Consider the following 18,144-nt stretch of genomic DNA (forward strand, 5'->3'; position numbering starts at 1 on the left):
CAGACCAGCGACTCCACGCTGCCCACGACCTAGGCGCACGAAAAAAGTCAACCCCAAGAACCTCAACAGGGTCGATCCATGGATCGAGGCTAAGACAGCGACCGGGTCGAAGCGCTCAGAAGCCTCGGACCGAGGCCTCGTTGATGAAGAAGCCGTGGCCGCTGGCGTCGTTGGAGATACGCGTGCGGAAACCCTGGGGCTCAACGGTCCAACCGTTGACCCGGTACGTGGCCCCCTCGACGGATACGGGCGCGGTGGCCGGTTCAGCGATGAGGCCTCGATCCCAGAAGAACTCACCGGTCCCCCGCACCACCGCGAGGTTCAGCCGCTGGTTCCATTTGGACGTCTCGAACGGCGCCCCGCCCCACGGCTGTCCGTTGGTCAACTCGCACACGGTCATCGGCCCGCCGCCGAACGTCGCGTCGTCCGCGCTGATCAGGCACCTCACCGCGCCGGACTGCAGAAGCACCTGCTGCCCTGTGTCGGCAGCAGCCGGCGGCGACAACACCACCGCACCCAGGATGGAGGCACCCAGAGCCGTCATTGCCCGCCGAATCATGCCCGTCTCCAACGTCGCGCTACGCCATCACCTTCAGCCGGGAATCGTCTCACGGGGCTGATCATGACAGGCCGGTTTCGTGCGAAGTCGGCCGGTCGGTGCCAGTTTGACGGTCCCAGTTCTCGTCTTCGGCCAACCGTCCTGCTCGACCACGCAGCTCGACCAGAGAAAAAGTCGAGCTCCGTGAGCCGTCCCCTCCGCGGCTCACGGAGCAAGGTCGACGCTATGTGCTGGCGGTTGCAGGGAATATAGGGATTTCCCTGGCCTTGACGGCGACGGGCCCGGGCGCGACGCCGTTGGTTCTACAGTTCGCGTCCCGCGGCGAGGCGGGCGTCGACGGCGCTGATCCGGTCGGCCGGCAGACCGGCTTGCTGGCAGGTGTGCGCGACGGTTTCGGCGGTATCGGATGTGAAGAGTCCGTAGAGAATCTCATCGCCGGCCGCGGCCACCGTGATGATCAGTTCTACTGGCTCGCCATCGGCGGACATCCCTCGCGCGGTGCGCTCGAGCGCGCTGGTGAGATCCTCGAGGTCCGAGGTTTTCAGCCGCGGTTGGTACCACTCGGTGAGGAAGCAATGTTGCCGGTCGAGACAAGTGGTCACCACCGGAGGATATTGATCGCCCGACGATTTAGGTACCGGGGTTTTCCCTGGCATCGGGACCCGGAAGGTGAGAGTGCAGTTGAGAGCGGGAGCGAATACCGAGTTTGCGGTAGACGTTGCTCAAATTCATCTCGACTGTCTTGGGCGATATGAAGAGCTCTGCGGCGATTTCGCGGTTGGACAGCCCGTCGGCCGCACGGCGCGCGACGCGTTCTTCGGCCGGGGTGAGGCCCAGCCCAGGAGTTGCACTGCGGTTCAGGTGGTTCAGCTCCGCGCGGGCGCGACGCACCCACAACGGTGCGCCGAGCTGTTCGAAGGCGTGATGGGCGGCCACGAGATTTTCCTCGGCCGGCTTTCGGTGGCGTCGTCGCCGCTGCACCTGACCCAGCACCAGTTGGGTGCGGGCGGTCTCGAAGGGCATCGGTAGTTCGCGGTGGTGTTCGAGCGCGGTGAGGGCGGCAGCCTCGGCGGCCGCCAGATCGCCGTGCGCGGCAAGCCATAGGCAGCGTCCACGCGCGCCGGTGGCCAGCATCCACGGCCGCTGTAGCCGGTTCCCGTTCGTTTCGAGGGCATCGATCAGTGGCTGAGCCTCGTCGAGTCTGCCGAGGGAGGTCAGGGCTTCGATCGCGTCGGGCAGGTATCCGCCGCTGATGATTTCTGTGTCGTGGGCGGGGTCGAACGTCGACAGCAGGGGCTCGTAGGCATCGATCGCCGCGGTGTAGTTCCCGATCGAGATCTCGAGCAACCCGAGGCTGGTGATGGGCGATCGGGTCAAATAGCTTCCGCCGGTTGCGTGCGCAATGTCGATCGCCAGGTGGGCCGCATCGCGGGCCTCTTGTTCACGTCCGGTGTAGGCCGCGACCGCGGCGCGGCAACTCGCCGCGAACAACCGGGGGTGGTGGCCGTCGATCTCTTCGGCTCGCCGGGTCGCCTCTTCGGCGATCGTGGCGGCGGAGTCGTACCGGCCTGACCAGATGTTGATCATCGTCGCGTGAGTGTCGACCCAGATCGCGTCGATTTCGTTGCCTCGGTCGACGGCGTGGCCCCTCAGGGCCTGCATCACCTGCCGGGCCTGCTGCAGGTCGCCGGTACCGGCATCGATCACGGCTTTGACCGCATCGGCTCGATGGTGGACGTGTCCAAACGGTGTGCTGCCTTGAAGGCGGATGGCCTCGGTGAGGGTGTGTTCCTCGATGCCACGTCCGTACTGGAAGTGCAGCATCGCCGCCAATGCGCGCGCTTGGCTCTGGAAAGCCGTGTCGGGGATCTGGTCGGCGACGTCGACGGCCTGCCGTGCATAGGCGAGCGCCTGATCGAAGTCACCCGTGATACCGGTGGCCGGCGCGAGGGTCATCAGCGCCTGCAGCCGAAGGTGCGGGCTCTCGGCGGCATCCTCCAATCCCCGGGTCAGGCCCTTCACAGCGGCGGTGAACGAGCCGTCGTAGCCGTCGATCGCGCCCTGCAGAATCACCACCGCACCGCGGATCGCGCCCGGCGGGAGTTCGTCTGCGAGTCCTTTGAGGTGTTGGCGCGCAGCGGCAATGGCACCTGCATCGAAGTGGTATCGCGCGGCGAGGATCCGCCGTACGGGCTCGTCACCACCGAGCGCGATCGCGAGTTCGACGAGTTCGGCTGCGGCGGTCGGTGCTCCTTGTTCGCGGGTCGCGAATGCGGCGGCGTCGAGGGCCGCCAGGGTTGCGGGGTCGGCGCTGGTGGCCGCGAGCGCGAGATGGCGGGCCTTGAGTTCCGGCGCTTCGACGAGATCGGCCAGCCGGCGGTGCATCGCTCGGCGGTCGGCAGGTTGGGCCGCGTCGTAAACGCCGGCCGACAGCAGGGCATGGGAGAACTCGATGGCCGTTCCGACGACAGAGACGACGCGTGCGGCCTCCCCGCGTTCCAACAGTTCCACGACGCGTTGTTCGTCGACTCCCGTCGCTTGGGAGACAATCGCAACGGTCGGTTTCGTCGCACAGGCCGCGGCGAGCAGGAGCGGGGCTGCCTCCTGTTCCACTCCCTCCAGTCGGGCCGCCACGATCGCGGCCAACGTCTCCGGAAGCGTCCCGTCGATGCCGCGGCCGTCCTCCACGGCCCGGACCAGTTCCAGCGCGTAGAACGGGTTGCCGCCCGAGATCTCGTGGATCCGCCGCATCTGTGGGCGAGGCAGGACTCGCCCGTGACGCTTGGCGATCAGCGCGTGAAGACCGCCCATGGTCAGTGGCGTCATATGGACGCGGCGGAGCGCATCCGGGTGAGCCATTTGCAGACGTAGCTGCGCTTCGAGGGATCCGGGGTCTCCGGTGCGGGTGGTGACGAGGATGCCGACCGGCCCCTGCACTCGTCGCGCCACGTAGCGGATGGCCGTGGCGCTCGGTGTGTCGAGCCATTGGCCGTCGTCAATCGCGATCAGCACCGGTGCGCGCGCCGACAACCACTGCACCACCGACTGAAACGCCGCCGCCGCCCCGCGTTCGTCGGTGGTTGCGGGGGCGTGATCCTGAAGCAGAAGACTGTTCACCGCCGCTTGCTGTATCGGCGACAGACACTCGAATGCTTCGTGATCGACGCCGCCGAGAAGATCCGAGAGGGCGGCGAAGGAAAATGTCACCTCCCCCGGATCACCTTGGGCCGTGAGAACTTTGAACCCGCGGGCCGAAGCGGCTTTGACGGCGTCTCGGTACAGTGTGGTTTTGCCGATCCCCGGTTCGCCGTCGATGATCAGCCCCGTCGCCGTGGCGGCAGCACGGTCGAGAAACGCTGTCACAGCGGACTGCTCGGCCAGTCGTGTTACCGAATGCGACCCGCTGAACTCCACGTCAGACTGGCTCGGACCGCCCACCAACATCGGCGCCCTTCCCCCGTCCCCATGACCATCGGTTGTGCTCAAACCATAGGTCAGATTCTGGGCGAGGTTGGCCTATCTCGATAGATCGCGCTCAGCAACAATGAGCCTCAGAACATCCCGAGGTGTACCGACCGCGGGTGCTTAATCGGTTGCGGTGCCGCAGTCCTCGCAATATCGCGATGGCCACCGCACTCAAGCTTGCTGATTCAATGATTACGGCGCCGGCGGCGGTGGTGGTGGCATCCCCGGCACGGGTGGATTGAATGTGGGCTGCCCCACCATCTGGGGTGGAGCTGGATAGTCCCAGCACGTCCCCGGCCCCCTACCGTCCGTACCGATCGATGTGCACACGTGATAGCTGCCGTCGGGCTCGAAACACGTCGTGCGCACTCCAATGGGCACGTTGTACATGGTGTTCCAAGAGGTCGTGCAGTTTTGACCGGGTTCAGCCGCAGCGACCGGCGCGGCGACCACCCCTACTGCTGCAAAGGCGGCGAGCGAAATCGAACCGCACGCAGCCGTAAAGGTCCGTGTGGGAACCAGAGAATGAACGCGCATGAGACCCTCCCGAGGTAACGCTGAAAATATGAGGGCCATGGCCCGGATGTTGTCGCGGGACAGCCCCCACCTGAGCCCCGCCTTCTTAGCCGACGGTATGGCCACAACAGCCGGGAGCCAATAGGGGATTTCCCTATAGATTGTTTGCTGGCCTGCGCATCACATGTGTACTCAGCCGTGTCGCAGTCCGTGGCCGACGACAGGTCTCTTAACAGTCTCAGTCACGACTCGATGCCGTAGTTGGAGTCCTGACACGACGCGTGCCGCTGCAAGCCGGGACTCAATCAGCGTCGGTGCCACGGTAGAAGATGCGTCGTGCGATCGCGCAGCTGGCACTCCCGCCGACGCGCGATAATCGCACCGACCGCGCGCTAGCGTGACAGCTATGACCCCGACGGTGCCGGGCTTCGATGAGTGGCTGGATGCCGCTCTGACCGAGGAGGCAGACAGGGTCGGCGAGTCCATCGAGACATACGTCGGCCGCGCCGTCGCTGCCCGGATGATCATCGAACGCGCCCGCAGGGGTGAGGGCGATGTGCGCGAACTCATGGCGCACGTCAGATCGTTGAATCTCGACACGCACGACCCGGTCACAGCCCTCGCCGAGGGCGCCGTCATCTCGGACCCTGATCGACTGCGAGCGCTCTACGACAGTGGTTTGCTCACCGCCGAACGGGCCCGCAGTCTCGACCGGATCGTCGGCATGGTGGTGTCCGCGGTCGGCGTGCCGTCAGCCGCGGTGACACTGATCGATCGCGATACCCAATACATGTGCAGCGCGATCGGACTCACCGGCGAGATGGCGGTCAAACGTCAAGGGCCGCTGAAGGGCTCCCTCGGCCGCGAGGTTCTCGTCACCGGCAAGCCGCTGGTCGTCGCGGATGCCCGAAAGGAGCCGTTACTACGCGACCATTGGGCAGTGAAACAGGGCATCGTCGTGGCCTACGCGGGCTTCCCGCTCACAGACGCCCAGGGACACACCATCGGCACGCTCATCGCCTGGGACACCAAACCCCGCCGGTGGATGCCCGGCCATGTCCAGGTGATGGAGGATTTCGTGATGGTGCTCCGCGCGCGCCTGTTCGGCGTCAACCCAGCCTGACCGCCGCGACGAGCCCTCGCCGGCGGCTCTAGAAGTCCCAGTCCTCGTCTTCGGTGACGACGGCCTTGCCGATGACGTAACTGGACCCCGAGCCCGAGAAGAAGTCGTGATTCTCGTCGGCATTCGGCGACAGCGCCGACAGAATCGCCGGGTTGACGTCGGTCTCGTCACGCGGGAACAACGCCTCGTAGCCGAGATTCATCAGGGCCTTGTTGGCGTTGTAGCGCAGGAACTTCTTGACGTCCTCGGTCAGCCCCACACCGTCGTAGAGGTCCTGGGTGTACTCGACCTCATTGTCGTAGAGCTCGAAAAGCAGCTCGTAGGTGTAGTCCTTCAGTTCGGCCTGCTTGGCGGCGTCCTCAAGGGCCAGACCACGCTGGAACTTGTAGCCGATGTAATAGCCGTGCACGGCCTCGTCGCGGATGATCAACCGGATCATGTCGGCGGTGTTGGTCAGCTTGGCCCGGCTGCTCCAGTACATCGGCAGGTAGAACCCGGAGTAGAACAGGAAGCTCTCCAGCAGCGTCGAGGCCACCTTGCGCTTCAGCGGCTCGTCACCCTTGTAGTACTGCATGACGATCTCGGCCTTGCGCTGCAGGTTGGGGTTCTCCTCCGACCAGCGGAAGGCATCGTCGATCTCGGCGGTCGAGCACAGCGTGGAGAAGATGTTGCTGTAGCTACGCGCGTGCACCGATTCCATGAACGCGATGTTGGTGTAGACGGCTTCCTCATGCGGGGTCAGCGCGTCGGGGATCAGGCTGACCGCCCCCACCGTGCCCTGGATGGTGTCGAGCAGCGTCAGCCCGGTGAACACTCGCATCGTCAACTGCTTCTCATGGTCGTTGAGCGTGTTCCACGACGGAATGTCATTGGATACCGGCACCTTCTCTGGCAACCAGAAGTTGCCCGTCAGCCGATCCCAGACCTCGGCATCCTTCTCGTCTTGGAGACGGTTCCAGTTGATCGCCGAGACACGGTCAATCAGCTTCACTCCATCACTCACGAGAACCCCATTTCACCTGGTCTTTGGTCCGCCTGAAGCGGTTCTTTCGCCCGTCATCGACACTACCCCTGGGGGACGACATCCACGGGCAACACAACATCGTGTGTTTGGCGTGTCGCTCCCGCCGACGAGTCGCCGCTGCGGCCAGTGTGCATTCTGATCGAGTTTTCGCGCCGTTTCGGGCGGAATCGCGATCTCAGCGCACACTAGGCAGCGAGCTCGGCGCGCCGCCCGCCGAAGAACCGATACTCGGACTTGTCGAACTTGCGGGTCGCCAACCAGTACTGCCATGTCATCCCGCTCCACAGCGTCCGGTTGACGCCGTGCTCGTCGAGATACCAGCTCTGACAACCCCCGGTGCTCCACACGGTTCCGGCCAGTTCGTCCTGCAGCTGTTCGTTGTACCGGTCCTGAGCCTCGCGCGTCGGCGCCAACGCCTGCGCGCCGGCCCGGTCGACGGCCGCGATGGCCTGGGCGGCGTAGCGGATCTGCGACTCGATCATGAACACCACCGAGTTGTGCCCCAGCGCGGTGTTGGGCCCGAGCAGGAAGAACAGGTTGGGCATGTCGGCGACCGTGATGCCGCGCAGCGCCGCGATACCTTCCCGGTTCCACCGGTCCACCAGGTCCTCGCCGCGAGGACCCTTGATGTGCACGTAGGTGTACGAGTCCGTCACGTGAAACCCGGTGCCGAAAACAACGACGTCGGTTTCCCTTTCGGTCCCGTCGGCGGTGACGATGCCCCGCGGGGTGAACCGCGCGATACCGTCGGTGATCACCTCGGTCTTCGGGTTGGCGATGCCGCGGTAGTAGGTGTCGGAGTTCAGGATCCGCTTGCAGCCGGCCCGGTAGCTCGGTGTCAGCTTACGGCGCAACTCGGGGTCCTTGATCGATCGATTGATATTCCACTTACCCAGCAGCTCACCGATTTTCAGCAACCGCGGCTCGCGCGTCATCGCGAAGCCGACGGCTTCGTGGCCCCAGTAGATGGCAGCACGCAGCAGCCGTCGGGTGCCCGGAACCGTGGTGAACACCCGCTGCATCCATTCCGGAATGGGGTTGTTCGGGCGCGGCATCACCCATGCCGGGGTGCGCTGGTACAGATGCAGCGCGCCGACGTCCTTGACGATCTCGGGCACGATCTGGATCGCGCTGGCACCGGTGCCGATCACCGCGACCCGTTTGCCGGTGAGGTCCACGCTGTGGTCCCACTCGGCGGAATGGAAAGTGGCACCGGTGAATTCGTCAAGCCCGGGAAACTCCGGAACGAACGGGATGTGCAGACCGCCCGCACCGGACACCACGAACTGCGCGACGAACTCGCGGCCGTCCTTGGTGAACACATGCCAGCGCATCTCGTCGTCGTCCCAGTGCGCGCGGTCGACGTGCGAGTTGAACCGGATATATCGACGCAGCCCGTACTTGTCGGCCACCCCTTTGAGGTAGTCGAAGATCTCCGGCTGGAACGACCACATGTGCTTCCAGTCGGGCTTGGGTTCAAACGAGAACGAGTACATGTGCGACGGGATGTCACACGCGCATCCCGGGTAGGTGTTGTCGCGCCAGGTGCCCCCGATTTCGTCCGCCTTCTCCAGGATCAGGAATTCGACACCGCGCTTCTGCAGCTCGATGCCCATCCCGAGACCGGAGAAGCCGGTACCGATGATCAGCGTGCGGGTGTGCACGGGCTGGGCAGCCGTGTGGGCCGCCTGTTCGGCCACCGTCATCATCGGGCCTCTTTCCTGGGAACGCCGGTACCGGGTACTTACCTCAAGTTTCCGGGCGACGGGCGTGGGTGTCAATGACGACGTCCGCTCCCCACCGTGCTCTCGAGTGTGGCCTCATGACACGGCCCCACGCCTGCAAGCGTGTCAAACCCCCACACTCGGCGGGTGATCAGCCCGGGCGTCAGGCGACCGGCTGCTGCTTGCGAACCGCGGTATGAACTGGCTGATCAGGATCGATCTGGATGCCGAGCAGATCGGCGGTGCCGTTGATCGCGCCGACCATGATCGTGGTCATGTGTGCGACGAACTGATCGGCCGGCATGCGGCGGGTGCCGTCGTCATCGTCGCCCAGCCACCAGTCGGTCGCCGACGCGGCGGTACCGAAGATCGCGTACGCCGCCAGCTCGAAGGCGGCCGGATCCGGTGCCAGATCCTTGAGTTCCTCGCTGATCATGTCGGCGACGGCCAGGGTGATCTCGCTGCCCCGGTTGACGGTCGTCATCGCGGCCGCCGACTTGTCGGCGAACCGGCCCTGCAGCAGGAACCGCACCACGTTGGGATGCTGCTCGACCAGGTCGACGTAGTGGGCAACGCCACGCCCGACGATCTGGCGCGCCGAGTCGTGCTCCACATCGATCGACGGGATGATGGCCGCCCACAACATGTCTCGCATACGCTGGCCGATCTCGCTGAACATGTCGGACTTGTCGGTGAAGTGGCGGTAGATCTTGGGTTTGGCGGTGCCGGCCTCTTCGGCGATCTCGCGCACACTGACATTGGGGCCCAGCCGGTCGATGGCGCGAAAGGCGGCGTCGACGATCTCGGCGCGCACCTTCTTGCGGTGCTCACGCCAGCGCTCGCTGCGGGCGTCCACCTTGACACCCGGCTCGCCACTCGACCGTGGCCTGCCCGCTCGTCGCACCCGGTCACTCTACCGCTCAAGCACCGCTGACCAGCTCAGACCAGGTCACTTACGTTTCCGGACGCCATCTCTGGGCAACTCCGTCCGACAAGAGAGGCCGACGCAGCACGGGTAATATCGCTGCGACAGCCGATCGACGGAACGAGTTTCATGACGCAGCAATACGACCTGGTCATCGCAGGTGGCGGGCCCTCCGGCTCGGCGGCCGCGTGGCAGGCCGCTCAGACCGGCGCGAAGGTCGTGGTCCTGGACAAGGCCGAATTCCCGCGGGCCAAGCCGTGCGGTGACGGGCTCACCGCCCGCGCGGTGAGTTATCTGCAGAAGATGGGACTGGCCGACGAGGTGGCCACGTATCACCGCGTCAACCGCGTGACGGTCTTCAGCCCGAGTGAGTGGGAACTGTCGTTTCCGAAGCGACCCGGCATGCCCGACCACGGTCATACCGTCAGCCGCGAGCGTCTCGACACCACACTTCTCAAGCACGCCGAGTCCGCGGGCGCCGAAGTGCGCCAGGGCGCGGAGGTTTCCGGGCCGATTCTCGAGAACGGACGCGTTGTCGGAGTGACGCTCAAGAGCGGCGAAAAGGTGTACGGCGACGCGGTGATCGCCGCCGACGGCGCCTACTCCCCCATCAAACGGGCCCTGAAGATCGACTCCGAATACAACGGCTACTCGGCGATCGCGATCCGCTCGGAGATGCACGCCAACCGGCCGGACTCCGACAGCCTCGACATCTATCTCAAGCTCGTCTTCGAAGGCGACCAGTTGCCCGGCTACGGCTGGGTGTTCCCGATGGGCAACGGCATCTTCAACATCGGGCTGGGTTACGTCAACAGCTACAAGAACTGGCAGTCGATCAACGCCACGCAATTCCTCGGCGAGTTCCTTCGCACCTTGCCTGCGGAGTGGGACCTCCCCCCGATCGAGGAACTCAAGAAGAACAAGAGCGTGCGGGCCTGGCGACTGCCGATGGGATTTACCGCATGGCCACCGTGGCGCCCTGGCGTCCTGTTCACCGGCGATTCGCTGGGCGCAGGCAAGCCGGCCTCAGGCGCGGGGATCTCCAAGGCGCTCGAATCCGGTTTGGCCGCAGGCGAATGCGCGATCGCGGCGCTGCAGAACGGCGGACCCGACGACTTCACCAACTATGCACAGCGCATGGAGGCCGCTTGGGGTCGCGAATACCGCCGCGGCCGCTACTTCCACAAGCTGCTCGGGTATCCGAAGGTCGCCAACGCCGGAATCAAGCTGATCGACAACGCGATGTTCCGCGACCGGATGCTCAAGGCGCTCTACAAGAAGGCCCAAGGCCCCCAGCACACCGTCAAGTGAGACCGCAGGCTTAGCTCACTTCTTGGCGACGACCGTCAACAGCACCGCCGAATCCTCAAGGGCGGCAAGGCTGTGGCGTTCGTCCGGTATGGCGAGGTAGTCTCCTGCACCGCCCTCCACCGAGGCGCTCACCGCGCGGAGTTGCACGCGCCCGCGCAGCACCAACAGCGTTGCCTCGCCGGGACTTTCGTGATCGTCGAGGCCATGGCCGGCGGTCAGCGCCAGTAGGGTCTGACGGAGCGTACGGCCGCTCCCGCCGTACACGGTCTGCGCGGAACGTCCGGACGAAGCGGCCTTCGCGGCGGCGAGCTGTTCGTCGGCGAGCTGTTGTAACGACAGCGCGGTTGTCGCGGTCATGAGTCTTCCCTTCTAGCCCCGGCTTTCACCGTTCGGGGCGCAATACCAAACTGACTTCACACGAACCGCCGTGCGGGTCCGGCGTCACCGACGCCTGGTACCGGGCGCCGACGGCATCAGCGTTCAGGTTGATCACCTCTTGGATGAGGCCCTGCTGGATGCCGCGCACGACTTCCGGCGCCGACGCGGCCACCTCGGCCAGCGGGCACGTGCAGATCTGCACCGTCACTTCGCCGAACGACGTCAGCAATGAACGAACCTGGAAACCGAGCTCGTTGAGGGTGGCGACCACCATATCGGCGATCGTGGCCTCGGGCCGTCGGCGGGCCAAGCGGACCCGATGGGCCAGGTCCGCCCCGATCTGCAGAGCACGTTGTTCGCGCTCCTGCACGGTTCCGCCCAGGTGCGCGGCGAACAGCGAAACGATGTCGGCGTAGTCGAATCGGGGCGCCAATTCGTAGGTGAGTCGCGGTCGCCCCGCTCGACCGGCCTTGGCCGCGTTGCCCCGCCGGATGAAGCCTTGCTCCTCCAGCGTGGTCAGGTGGAAGCGGGCCGTGGTGACGTGAATCTGCAGCGCGTCGGCCACTTGTTGGGCGTCGACGGGGTCCGCGGCGTTCTTCAGCAGGCTCAACACCTTCTGGCGCTGCTGCCCTGCAGCCCGTTCCGGCTGCGCATCGAGATCGTGGCGCGACACTGGCATGGTCCGAGTCTGTCACGACGTCGGCACAACACCGACCACCGCGACCGCGGTCAGCGCGCGCCGATAGCGGTGGAACGTCTTGCGCATACCGATGACCCGCTTGCGCGCCGCCGGCCTGACGAGCAGGTTGCCGACGATCCGCAACGCACCGGTGAACCCCTCGTCGGCCAGGACCCGGGCGGGATTGAGCAGCGCCATCTTCGCGTGGTCGACGGTCACGACCTCGAACCCGGCCTCGGTCAGCAGCGCCACCCATTCCGACGTCGTCAGCGGCCGCGCGTTGACCTTGATCGCGCGCGCCATGTCCCGACGGATCACGTCCTTGGTGTCCTGCGGAAGGTCGTCGGGCTGCAGCCCCAGTTCGTGGATCGCGTAGCGGCCGCCCGGTCGCAGCACCCGGAATGCCTCGGCGACGATCGCGCGCTTGTCGCGGTCACCCTGCATCGTCAGCATCGCCTCGCCGATGACCACATCGGCGCTGCCGGAGGGCAATCCGGTATCGGCGGCGTTTGCCACCACCACCTTGCCGTCGACGGGTGCGACGACCGCGCGCACCGTCTCACTGGTGGCCTCCGTGTCGTCGACACCGACGTAGGACCGCGGCCGTTGGGCGACGATATCGGTGGCGGTGCGCCCCAGACCCGGGCCGAGCTCGACGACGTCAGCGCCGCCGATCTTGGCGGCCGCGAGCAGCCGGCTGGTCAACTCGAGCCCGCCCGGGCGCAGTACCCGTTTGCCGAGCCGGACCAGCAGCCAGTGGCCCGGCAAGTCTGCGTCGGACCGCTGCGCGAGCGGAAGTGATTCTCTACCAGTCATTTTCGAATTGTCCTTCCCACGACGGCGATCACGAAGATCGCCGTGAATACTGAGCATGCGTAGAGCAGTGCGCCGTCCTGGCCCCACGGCGGCGTCAGGACGGTGTCCTGGCCGGTCGCGTACACCGCGTTCAGCAGCGGCATGAAGCGCTGCAGCGTCGCCCCATTCGGCAGATACCCCGCCGCTGTTTCGACGACGAACGCCCACAGCAGGATTCCGCCTACCGCGGCGAGCGGCGAGCGGGTGAGGGCCCCGACTCCCACACCCGCCCCCGCCGCGAACAGTGCCAGCACCGGCACCGTCCACAAGAGTCGCTGACCGATGTCGTCGGTCAGCGACACCGGTCCATAAACCAGGGGCGCGACGGCCGGCAGCCCCACGAGCACCACGACAAGAGTCGCGACGGCCACCAGCGCGCCCAGAGCACCGTAGAACATCCACCGGCCCAGCAGCACCGGCCAAGCCTGCGGTATGGCCAGGCGCACGTGTTCGCCCGCGTCATAACGGCTTTCGGCGGCCTGGCCGTTGGCTCCGGCAACGGCGACCAGCGCGACGGTGATCGTGATGACCCAATAGGCGGCGTTCGACGTCGTCACCTGCAGTACCGAGATCTGGCCGGGGATACGCGCGAACGACTCCGCGACCAGCGCGATGCCGAACGTGATCACCACCGGGACAATCACCGCCGCGGGCGCCACCACCGTCCACAGCCGACTGCGCCCGCCGGTGCGGATGATCTCGGCGCGCGCGCTGCGCACCACCGCGGCGGTACTCACGCGCACTCCAACAGCGTCGCCTCGAGCCACTCCCGGGTGTCGGCGCCGGTGGGTGTCAACTGCGCCAGCGCGCCGGCGGCCTGCATCCGTCCGTGGCTGAGCACCGCGACGTGATCGGAGGTCAGCGCCACTTCGCCGAGCAGATGGGTGGCGACGACGACTGTGCGGCCCTGATCGGCGAGCCGACGAAGCAGAGACCGGAACCAGACGATGCCGGGAACGTCGAGTCCGTTGAGGGGTTCGTCGAACAGCAGCGTCTGCGGGTCGGCCAGCAGTGTGGCTGCGATCGCCACGCGCTGGCGCAGGCCGAGGGACAGCCGGTCGATGCGCGTCGACCGGTAGGCTCGCAGGTCGGCCTCGCCGAGAACCTCGTCAAGGCGGGCGCCGTCGATTCCCGAAAGCGCTGCGAGCCAGGACAAATGGCGTTGCACGGTGTGACGGGGGTCCATGGCGGTCGGACCCAGATGAAATCCCAGCACGCGTGGGTCGTGGCCGGGGCGCCGCCCGCAGACCGAGATCGTTCCGCTGTCGGGACGGGTCAGCCCGGTCAGCACGCGCAGCAGAGTGGTCTTGCCCGCGCCGTTGAGCCCGAGGAGCGCGGTGACCGAGCCGGCGGGAAAGGTGACGGTGACGTCGTCGATGGCGCGGTGAGGGCCGAACGACTTGGTCAATCCAACGACTTCGATCACGCGGACATCATTCGAAATTGCACGGGATGGGCAGACCGAGGGTCTTGATGCCGTTGCACAGCGACTTGCTGGCCAGCTTCCAGCGACCGTCGATTCGGCGCCATTCGGCTTCCACGCGCACGGTCGGCGCCCCCTGCCTGCTGGCGTTGATGATCGCGGTGTGACGGTCACCGTCGTGGGTTTCAGGACCGGTCACCTGGCTCGATCCGCGAGGCGGGCGGAAGAAGCCGATCCGGTAGACCATCTTCGGCACCACTACCGCCCGGCTGCCGCCCTCGAGTTGAGCGGCTTTCACCGCGTCCGGCGCCGGAGTGCCGACCAGCAGCCGGATCTGGGCATCGAGTTCCTCGAGCGTCGGCACCTCCGAGGTGATGGCGAACTCGTGGTCGGGCGCGGGCAGTTCTTGGTCCGGGGCAGGCTGCGCGTGGGCCGCCGGAGCGAACAAAGCGGCGGCGGCCAACGTCGCCGCGAGAACGCACAGGCACCTGAGCATCAACCGGACTCCTATTTAGAGGAACTCTTTGCGGTTAATGTAAACGCCAGATTGAGCTGAGGCAAGCCTTACCTCGCCCCCACATCCCCTACCGCCTCGTGGCGCCATCCCCCGATCGGGACCTGGCGGGTTGCGGCACGCACCCCGTTCCCCGACGGACCCCGGCGCAGCAGGCTCATCCGCATGACCATCACACGACTTCTGAGCACGCTCGCGGCGACAGTCGCCGTAGCCGTCGGACTGGCCGCGACGGCCGGCGCGGCTCCCGTCAGCGACGACTTCTGGGAATGCGCGGCCGAGCACCAGGACACCGACGGACTCGGCGTGTGCTGCGTGTTCTACGGCGGCGACTACGACGAGAGCACCGGCGAATGCTGGATAGACCACGAAGCGAAGCCAGAGGAGGCCCAGACCGGCCCCGGCGTTCCGCCGAAGCACCCGGTGCTGACGCGGGTGGACCGCCTGCCCATTTACGCCATGGGTCAGTGACGTTCGCCGAGTGTCGGATCAGTGCACGGTCGATCCGCACACAGCGTGTCTCAACCCGACACTCGGCGGGGCGGTCCTACAACATGCAGCTGACGCAGCCCTCGACTTCGGTTCCCTCCAAAGCCATCTGGCGCAGCCGGATGTAGTACAGCGTCTTGATGCCCTTGCGCCAGGCGTAGATCTGCGCCTTGTTCACATCGCGCGTGGTGGCGGTGTCCTTGAAGAACAGCGTCAGGCTCAAGCCCTGGTCCACATGCTGGGTGGCCGCGGCGTAGGTGTCGATGACCTTCTCGTACCCGATCTCGTATGCGTCCTGGAAGTACTCCAGGTTCTCGTTGGTCATGTAGGGCGCCGGGTAGTAGACGCGGCCGATCTTGCCTTCCTTACGGATCTCGACCTTGGACGCGATCGGGTGGATCGAGGAAGTCGAGTGGTTGATGTAGCTGATCGACCCCGTCGGCGGCACCGCCTGCAGGTTCTGGTTGTAGATGCCGTGCTGTTGCACCGACTCCTTGAGCCGCTTCCAGTCCTCCTGATCGGGGATTCGGATGCCGGCATCGACGAACAGCTGACGGACCTTGTCGGTCTTGGGCTCCCACACCTGCTCGGTGTACTTGTCGAAGAACTCCCCCGACGCGTACTTGGACTTCTCGAAGCCCTTGAACGCCGTACCGCGTTCGATCGCAATGCGATTCGACGCCCGCAGCGCGTGATAGAGCACGGTGTAGAAGTAGATGTTGGTGAAGTCCACACCCTCTTCGGAGCCGTAGAAGATCCGCTCCCGCGCCAGGTACCCGTGCAGGTTCATCTGCCCGAGACCGATCGCGTGAGAGTCGTTGTTGCCCTGCTCGATCGAGGGCACCGAGGTGATGTGCGTCTGATCGCTCACCGCGGTCAGCGCGCGGATGGCCACCTCGATCGTCTGCGCGAAGTCCGGCGAGTCCATCGCCTTGGCGATGTTCAACGAGCCCAGGTTGCACGAGATGTCCTTGCCGATCTTCTTGTAGGACAAGTCCTCGTTGAACTCCGACGGCGTCGACACCTGCAGGATCTCCGAGCACAGGTTCGAGTGGGTGATCTTGCCGTCGATCGGGTTCGACCGGTTCACCGTGTCCTCGAACATGATGTACGGGTAGCCCGACTCGAACTGCAGCTCGGCCAGTGTCTGGAAGAACTCGCGCGCCTTGATCTTCGTCTTGCGGATTCGGCTGTCGTCGACCATCTCGTAGTACTTCTCGGTGACCGAGATGTCGGCGAACGGCAGACCGTAGACCCGTTCGACGTCGTAGGGCGAGAACAGGTACATGTCCTCGTTCTTCTTGGCCAGCTCGAACGTGATGTCGGGGATCACCACGCCCAGGCTCAGCGTCTTGATCCGGATCTTCTCGTCGGCGTTCTCGCGCTTGGTGTCGAGGAACCGGTAGATGTCGGGATGGTGGGCGTGCAGGTACACCGCGCCGGCACCCTGGCGGGCGCCGAGCTGATTGGCATAGGAGAACGAGTCCTCGAGCAGTTTCATGATCGGGATGACGCCCGAGCTCTGGTTCTCGATGTTCTTGATCGGGGCGCCGTGCTCACGAATGTTTGTCAGCAGCAACGCGACTCCGCCACCGCGCTTGGACAGCTGTAGCGCCGAGTTGATCGAGCGGCCGATCGACTCCATGTTGTCTTCGATGCGAAGGAGGAAGCACGAAACCGGTTCTCCACGTTGCTTTTTCCCTGAATTCAGGAATGTCGGCGTGGCAGGCTGGAAGCGGCCGTCGATGATTTCGTCGACCAGCTTCTCGGCCAGCGTGGTGTCGCCGGCCGCCAGGGTGAGCGCCACCATCACCACGCGGTCCTCGAAGCGCTCCAGGTAGCGCTTTCCGTCGAAGGTCTTCAGCGTGTAGGAGGTGTAGTACTTGAACGCGCCGAGGAACGTCGGGAACCGGAACTTTTTGGCGTACGCGCGATCCAGCAGCGTCTTGACGAAGTTACGCGAGTACTGGTCGAGTACCTCACGCTCGTAGTACTCCTTCTGGATTAGGTAGTCGAGCTTCTCGTCCTGATTGTGGAAGAAGACCGTGTTCTGGTTGACGTGCTGCAGGAAGTACTCGCGCGCGGCAAGCACATCCTTGTCGAACTGAATCTTGCCGTCGGCGTCGTACAGATTCAGCATCGCGTTGAGCGCGTGATAATCCGTCTCGCCGGGCAGCGTTGCCGGCGCGGAGGTTACAGGCTCTGCAGCTGTGACGGTTGGTGACACGTCTGGTCCTTCCAAAAGTCTTCCAAACCCGAACGGACGGCGTCGACGTCGTCCGGGGTTCCCATCAGTTCGAAGCGGTACAGGTACGGGACGCCGCACTTGCGGGACACGACATTGCCCGCGTAGGCGAACTCGGCGCCGAAGTTGTTGTTGCCCGCCGCGATCACGCCACGGATCAACGACCGGTTGTGTTCGTTGTTGAGGAAAGCGATGACCTGCTTGGGCACATAGCCACCGTCGTTGATGTCCGGTGTGGCCCGCCCACCGCCGTAGGTGGGCAGGACCAACACGTAGGGCTGGTCGACTTCGATGCGCCCGTGCAGCGGAATCCGGATGGCGGGCAGGCCCAGCTTCTGGACGAAGCGATGGGTGTTCTCCGAGACGCTGGAGAAGTACACGAGGTTGCTCACGCGTCCCCCTTTCTGCCCGTCGAGTACCCCTGAGTCGTCTAAGCCGTCGCGGCGACCGCTCCGAGCGCCTTGATGCGGTCGGGGCGGAAGCCCGACCAGTGCTCGTTGCCGGCCACGACGACCGGGGCCTGCAGGTAACCCAGCGCCATCACGTAGTCGCGGGCTTCGCTGTCGAGGCTGATGTCGACGGTCTCGTAGGCGATGCCCTGCTTGTCCAACGCCTTGTAGGTGGCGTTGCACTGCACGCATGCGGGCTTGGTGTACACGGTGATCGAGTGCTGAGTCATCTGCGGTACGGCTCCTCTACAACTGGCCCTGCACGCTGGCTGGCAACTGGTCGGACACTTCTTGTTGCCGAGATTCATTGAATTTCAGCAGCCCGGAGGCCCGGAAAATTCCTGCCGTCCGAGGCCACCGCCGGTGTCTCTGGGAAGACCCATACAACCGGGTTCGGGGGCTCCGGCCGGCCCTCGGAAGGCTTGGGAATCGTGGGGCCTGTCGGTGCTCGAAACACTACACCTA

At 65.3% G+C, this 18,144-nt stretch carries 18 protein-coding genes; 3 read left to right on the top strand and 15 right to left on the bottom strand.

From position 1 onward, the window contains the following. Nucleotides 1–115 precede the first annotated feature (115 nt). The 3 genes from RMCN_RS24935 to RMCN_RS24945 form a co-directional block, all read right to left on the bottom strand. Complete coding sequence (locus RMCN_RS24935; RefSeq protein ID WP_234787779.1) at nucleotides 116–544, bottom strand: hypothetical protein; 429 nt, start codon at nucleotides 542–544, stop codon at nucleotides 116–118. A gap of 317 nt (nucleotides 545–861) precedes the next feature. Continuing rightward, entirely contained in the window at nucleotides 862–1,161 is a 300-nt protein-coding gene (locus RMCN_RS24940) for a hypothetical protein (protein ID WP_067395172.1), read from the bottom strand. A 28-nt stretch (nucleotides 1,162–1,189) separates the two neighbouring features. After that, the gene (locus tag RMCN_RS24945) at nucleotides 1,190–4,003 is read right to left on the bottom strand and encodes a helix-turn-helix transcriptional regulator (RefSeq protein ID WP_084377739.1); all 2,814 of its coding nucleotides are present in this window, start codon (nucleotides 4,001–4,003) and stop codon (nucleotides 1,190–1,192) included. A gap of 943 nt (nucleotides 4,004–4,946) precedes the next feature. Between RMCN_RS24945 and RMCN_RS24950 the strand changes: the two genes are divergently transcribed. Beyond that, nucleotides 4,947–5,663, top strand: coding sequence for a GAF domain-containing protein (locus RMCN_RS24950; protein WP_067394950.1), 717 nt, complete (start codon nucleotides 4,947–4,949; stop codon nucleotides 5,661–5,663). Between the two features lie 28 nt (nucleotides 5,664–5,691). Here RMCN_RS24950 and nrdF read toward each other — a convergent pair whose 3' ends face one another. The 3 genes from nrdF to RMCN_RS24965 form a co-directional block, all read right to left on the bottom strand. Then, entirely contained in the window at nucleotides 5,692–6,654 is a 963-nt protein-coding gene (gene nrdF, locus RMCN_RS24955; protein WP_064415334.1) for a class 1b ribonucleoside-diphosphate reductase subunit beta, read from the bottom strand. Between the two features lie 218 nt (nucleotides 6,655–6,872). Beyond that, a complete protein-coding gene (locus tag RMCN_RS24960; protein ID WP_067395180.1) occupies nucleotides 6,873–8,393 on the bottom strand; it encodes a flavin-containing monooxygenase in 1,521 nt (506 codons plus the stop codon). 181 nt (nucleotides 8,394–8,574) lie between these two features. Further along, complete coding sequence (locus tag RMCN_RS24965; RefSeq protein ID WP_064401586.1) at nucleotides 8,575–9,315, bottom strand: TetR/AcrR family transcriptional regulator; 741 nt, start codon at nucleotides 9,313–9,315, stop codon at nucleotides 8,575–8,577. A 150-nt stretch (nucleotides 9,316–9,465) separates the two neighbouring features. On the opposite strand from RMCN_RS24965, the gene RMCN_RS24970 reads away from it, so the two are divergent. Then, complete coding sequence (locus tag RMCN_RS24970) at nucleotides 9,466–10,647, top strand: NAD(P)/FAD-dependent oxidoreductase (protein ID WP_067394953.1); 1,182 nt, start codon at nucleotides 9,466–9,468, stop codon at nucleotides 10,645–10,647. Nucleotides 10,648–10,662: 15 nt separating this feature from the next. On the opposite strand, the gene RMCN_RS24975 is transcribed toward RMCN_RS24970, so the two are convergent. The 6 genes from RMCN_RS24975 to RMCN_RS25000 are packed head-to-tail and all read right to left on the bottom strand — an operon-like array spanning nucleotide 10,663 to nucleotide 14,478. Then, nucleotides 10,663–11,004: a cupin domain-containing protein gene (locus RMCN_RS24975; RefSeq protein ID WP_067394957.1), complete on the bottom strand. Its 342-nt coding sequence runs from the start codon at nucleotides 11,002–11,004 to the stop codon at nucleotides 10,663–10,665. A gap of 25 nt (nucleotides 11,005–11,029) precedes the next feature. Beyond that, nucleotides 11,030–11,704: a helix-turn-helix transcriptional regulator gene (locus tag RMCN_RS24980; RefSeq protein ID WP_064349630.1), complete on the bottom strand. Its 675-nt coding sequence runs from the start codon at nucleotides 11,702–11,704 to the stop codon at nucleotides 11,030–11,032. A gap of 12 nt (nucleotides 11,705–11,716) precedes the next feature. After that, nucleotides 11,717–12,520 (bottom strand): class I SAM-dependent methyltransferase, encoded by an 804-nt coding sequence (locus RMCN_RS24985; protein WP_067394960.1) that lies wholly within the window; start codon nucleotides 12,518–12,520, stop codon nucleotides 11,717–11,719. After that, complete coding sequence (locus tag RMCN_RS24990; protein ID WP_067395184.1) at nucleotides 12,517–13,296, bottom strand: ABC transporter; 780 nt, start codon at nucleotides 13,294–13,296, stop codon at nucleotides 12,517–12,519. The genes RMCN_RS24985 and RMCN_RS24990 overlap by 4 nt, the downstream gene beginning before the upstream one ends. Then, nucleotides 13,293–13,985: an ABC transporter ATP-binding protein gene (locus RMCN_RS24995; protein ID WP_067394963.1), complete on the bottom strand. Its 693-nt coding sequence runs from the start codon at nucleotides 13,983–13,985 to the stop codon at nucleotides 13,293–13,295. Before RMCN_RS24995 ends, RMCN_RS24990 begins: the two co-directional genes overlap by 4 nt. 7 nt (nucleotides 13,986–13,992) lie before the next feature. Further along, entirely contained in the window at nucleotides 13,993–14,478 is a 486-nt protein-coding gene (locus RMCN_RS25000; protein ID WP_084377741.1) for an MTB12 C-terminal domain-containing protein, read from the bottom strand. A gap of 183 nt (nucleotides 14,479–14,661) precedes the next feature. On the opposite strand from RMCN_RS25000, the gene RMCN_RS25005 reads away from it, so the two are divergent. Then, a complete protein-coding gene (locus RMCN_RS25005) occupies nucleotides 14,662–14,967 on the top strand; it encodes a hypothetical protein (RefSeq protein ID WP_067394966.1) in 306 nt (101 codons plus the stop codon). A gap of 76 nt (nucleotides 14,968–15,043) precedes the next feature. Here the strand turns inward: RMCN_RS25005 and nrdE are convergent, their stop codons facing one another. Genes nrdE through RMCN_RS25020 form a run of 3 tightly spaced genes read right to left on the bottom strand, consistent with a single transcriptional unit; the run spans nucleotide 15,044 to nucleotide 17,909 of the window. Next, nucleotides 15,044–17,161 (bottom strand): class 1b ribonucleoside-diphosphate reductase subunit alpha, encoded by a 2,118-nt coding sequence (gene nrdE / locus RMCN_RS25010; protein ID WP_201028949.1) that lies wholly within the window; start codon nucleotides 17,159–17,161, stop codon nucleotides 15,044–15,046. Nucleotides 17,162–17,178: 17 nt separating this feature from the next. Beyond that, nucleotides 17,179–17,622 carry a class Ib ribonucleoside-diphosphate reductase assembly flavoprotein NrdI gene (gene nrdI, locus RMCN_RS25015; protein WP_064348902.1) on the bottom strand — a complete coding sequence of 148 codons (444 nt, stop codon included), beginning with the start codon at nucleotides 17,620–17,622 and terminating at the stop codon, nucleotides 17,179–17,181. A gap of 38 nt (nucleotides 17,623–17,660) precedes the next feature. Continuing rightward, nucleotides 17,661–17,909 (bottom strand): redoxin NrdH, encoded by a 249-nt coding sequence (locus RMCN_RS25020; RefSeq protein WP_064348903.1) that lies wholly within the window; start codon nucleotides 17,907–17,909, stop codon nucleotides 17,661–17,663. Between the last annotated feature and the right edge of the window lie 235 nt (nucleotides 17,910–18,144).

This window comes from Mycolicibacterium novocastrense (genome assembly GCF_001570485.1).
GTDB classification, from domain to species: Bacteria; Actinomycetota; Actinomycetes; order Mycobacteriales; family Mycobacteriaceae; genus Mycobacterium; species Mycobacterium novocastrense.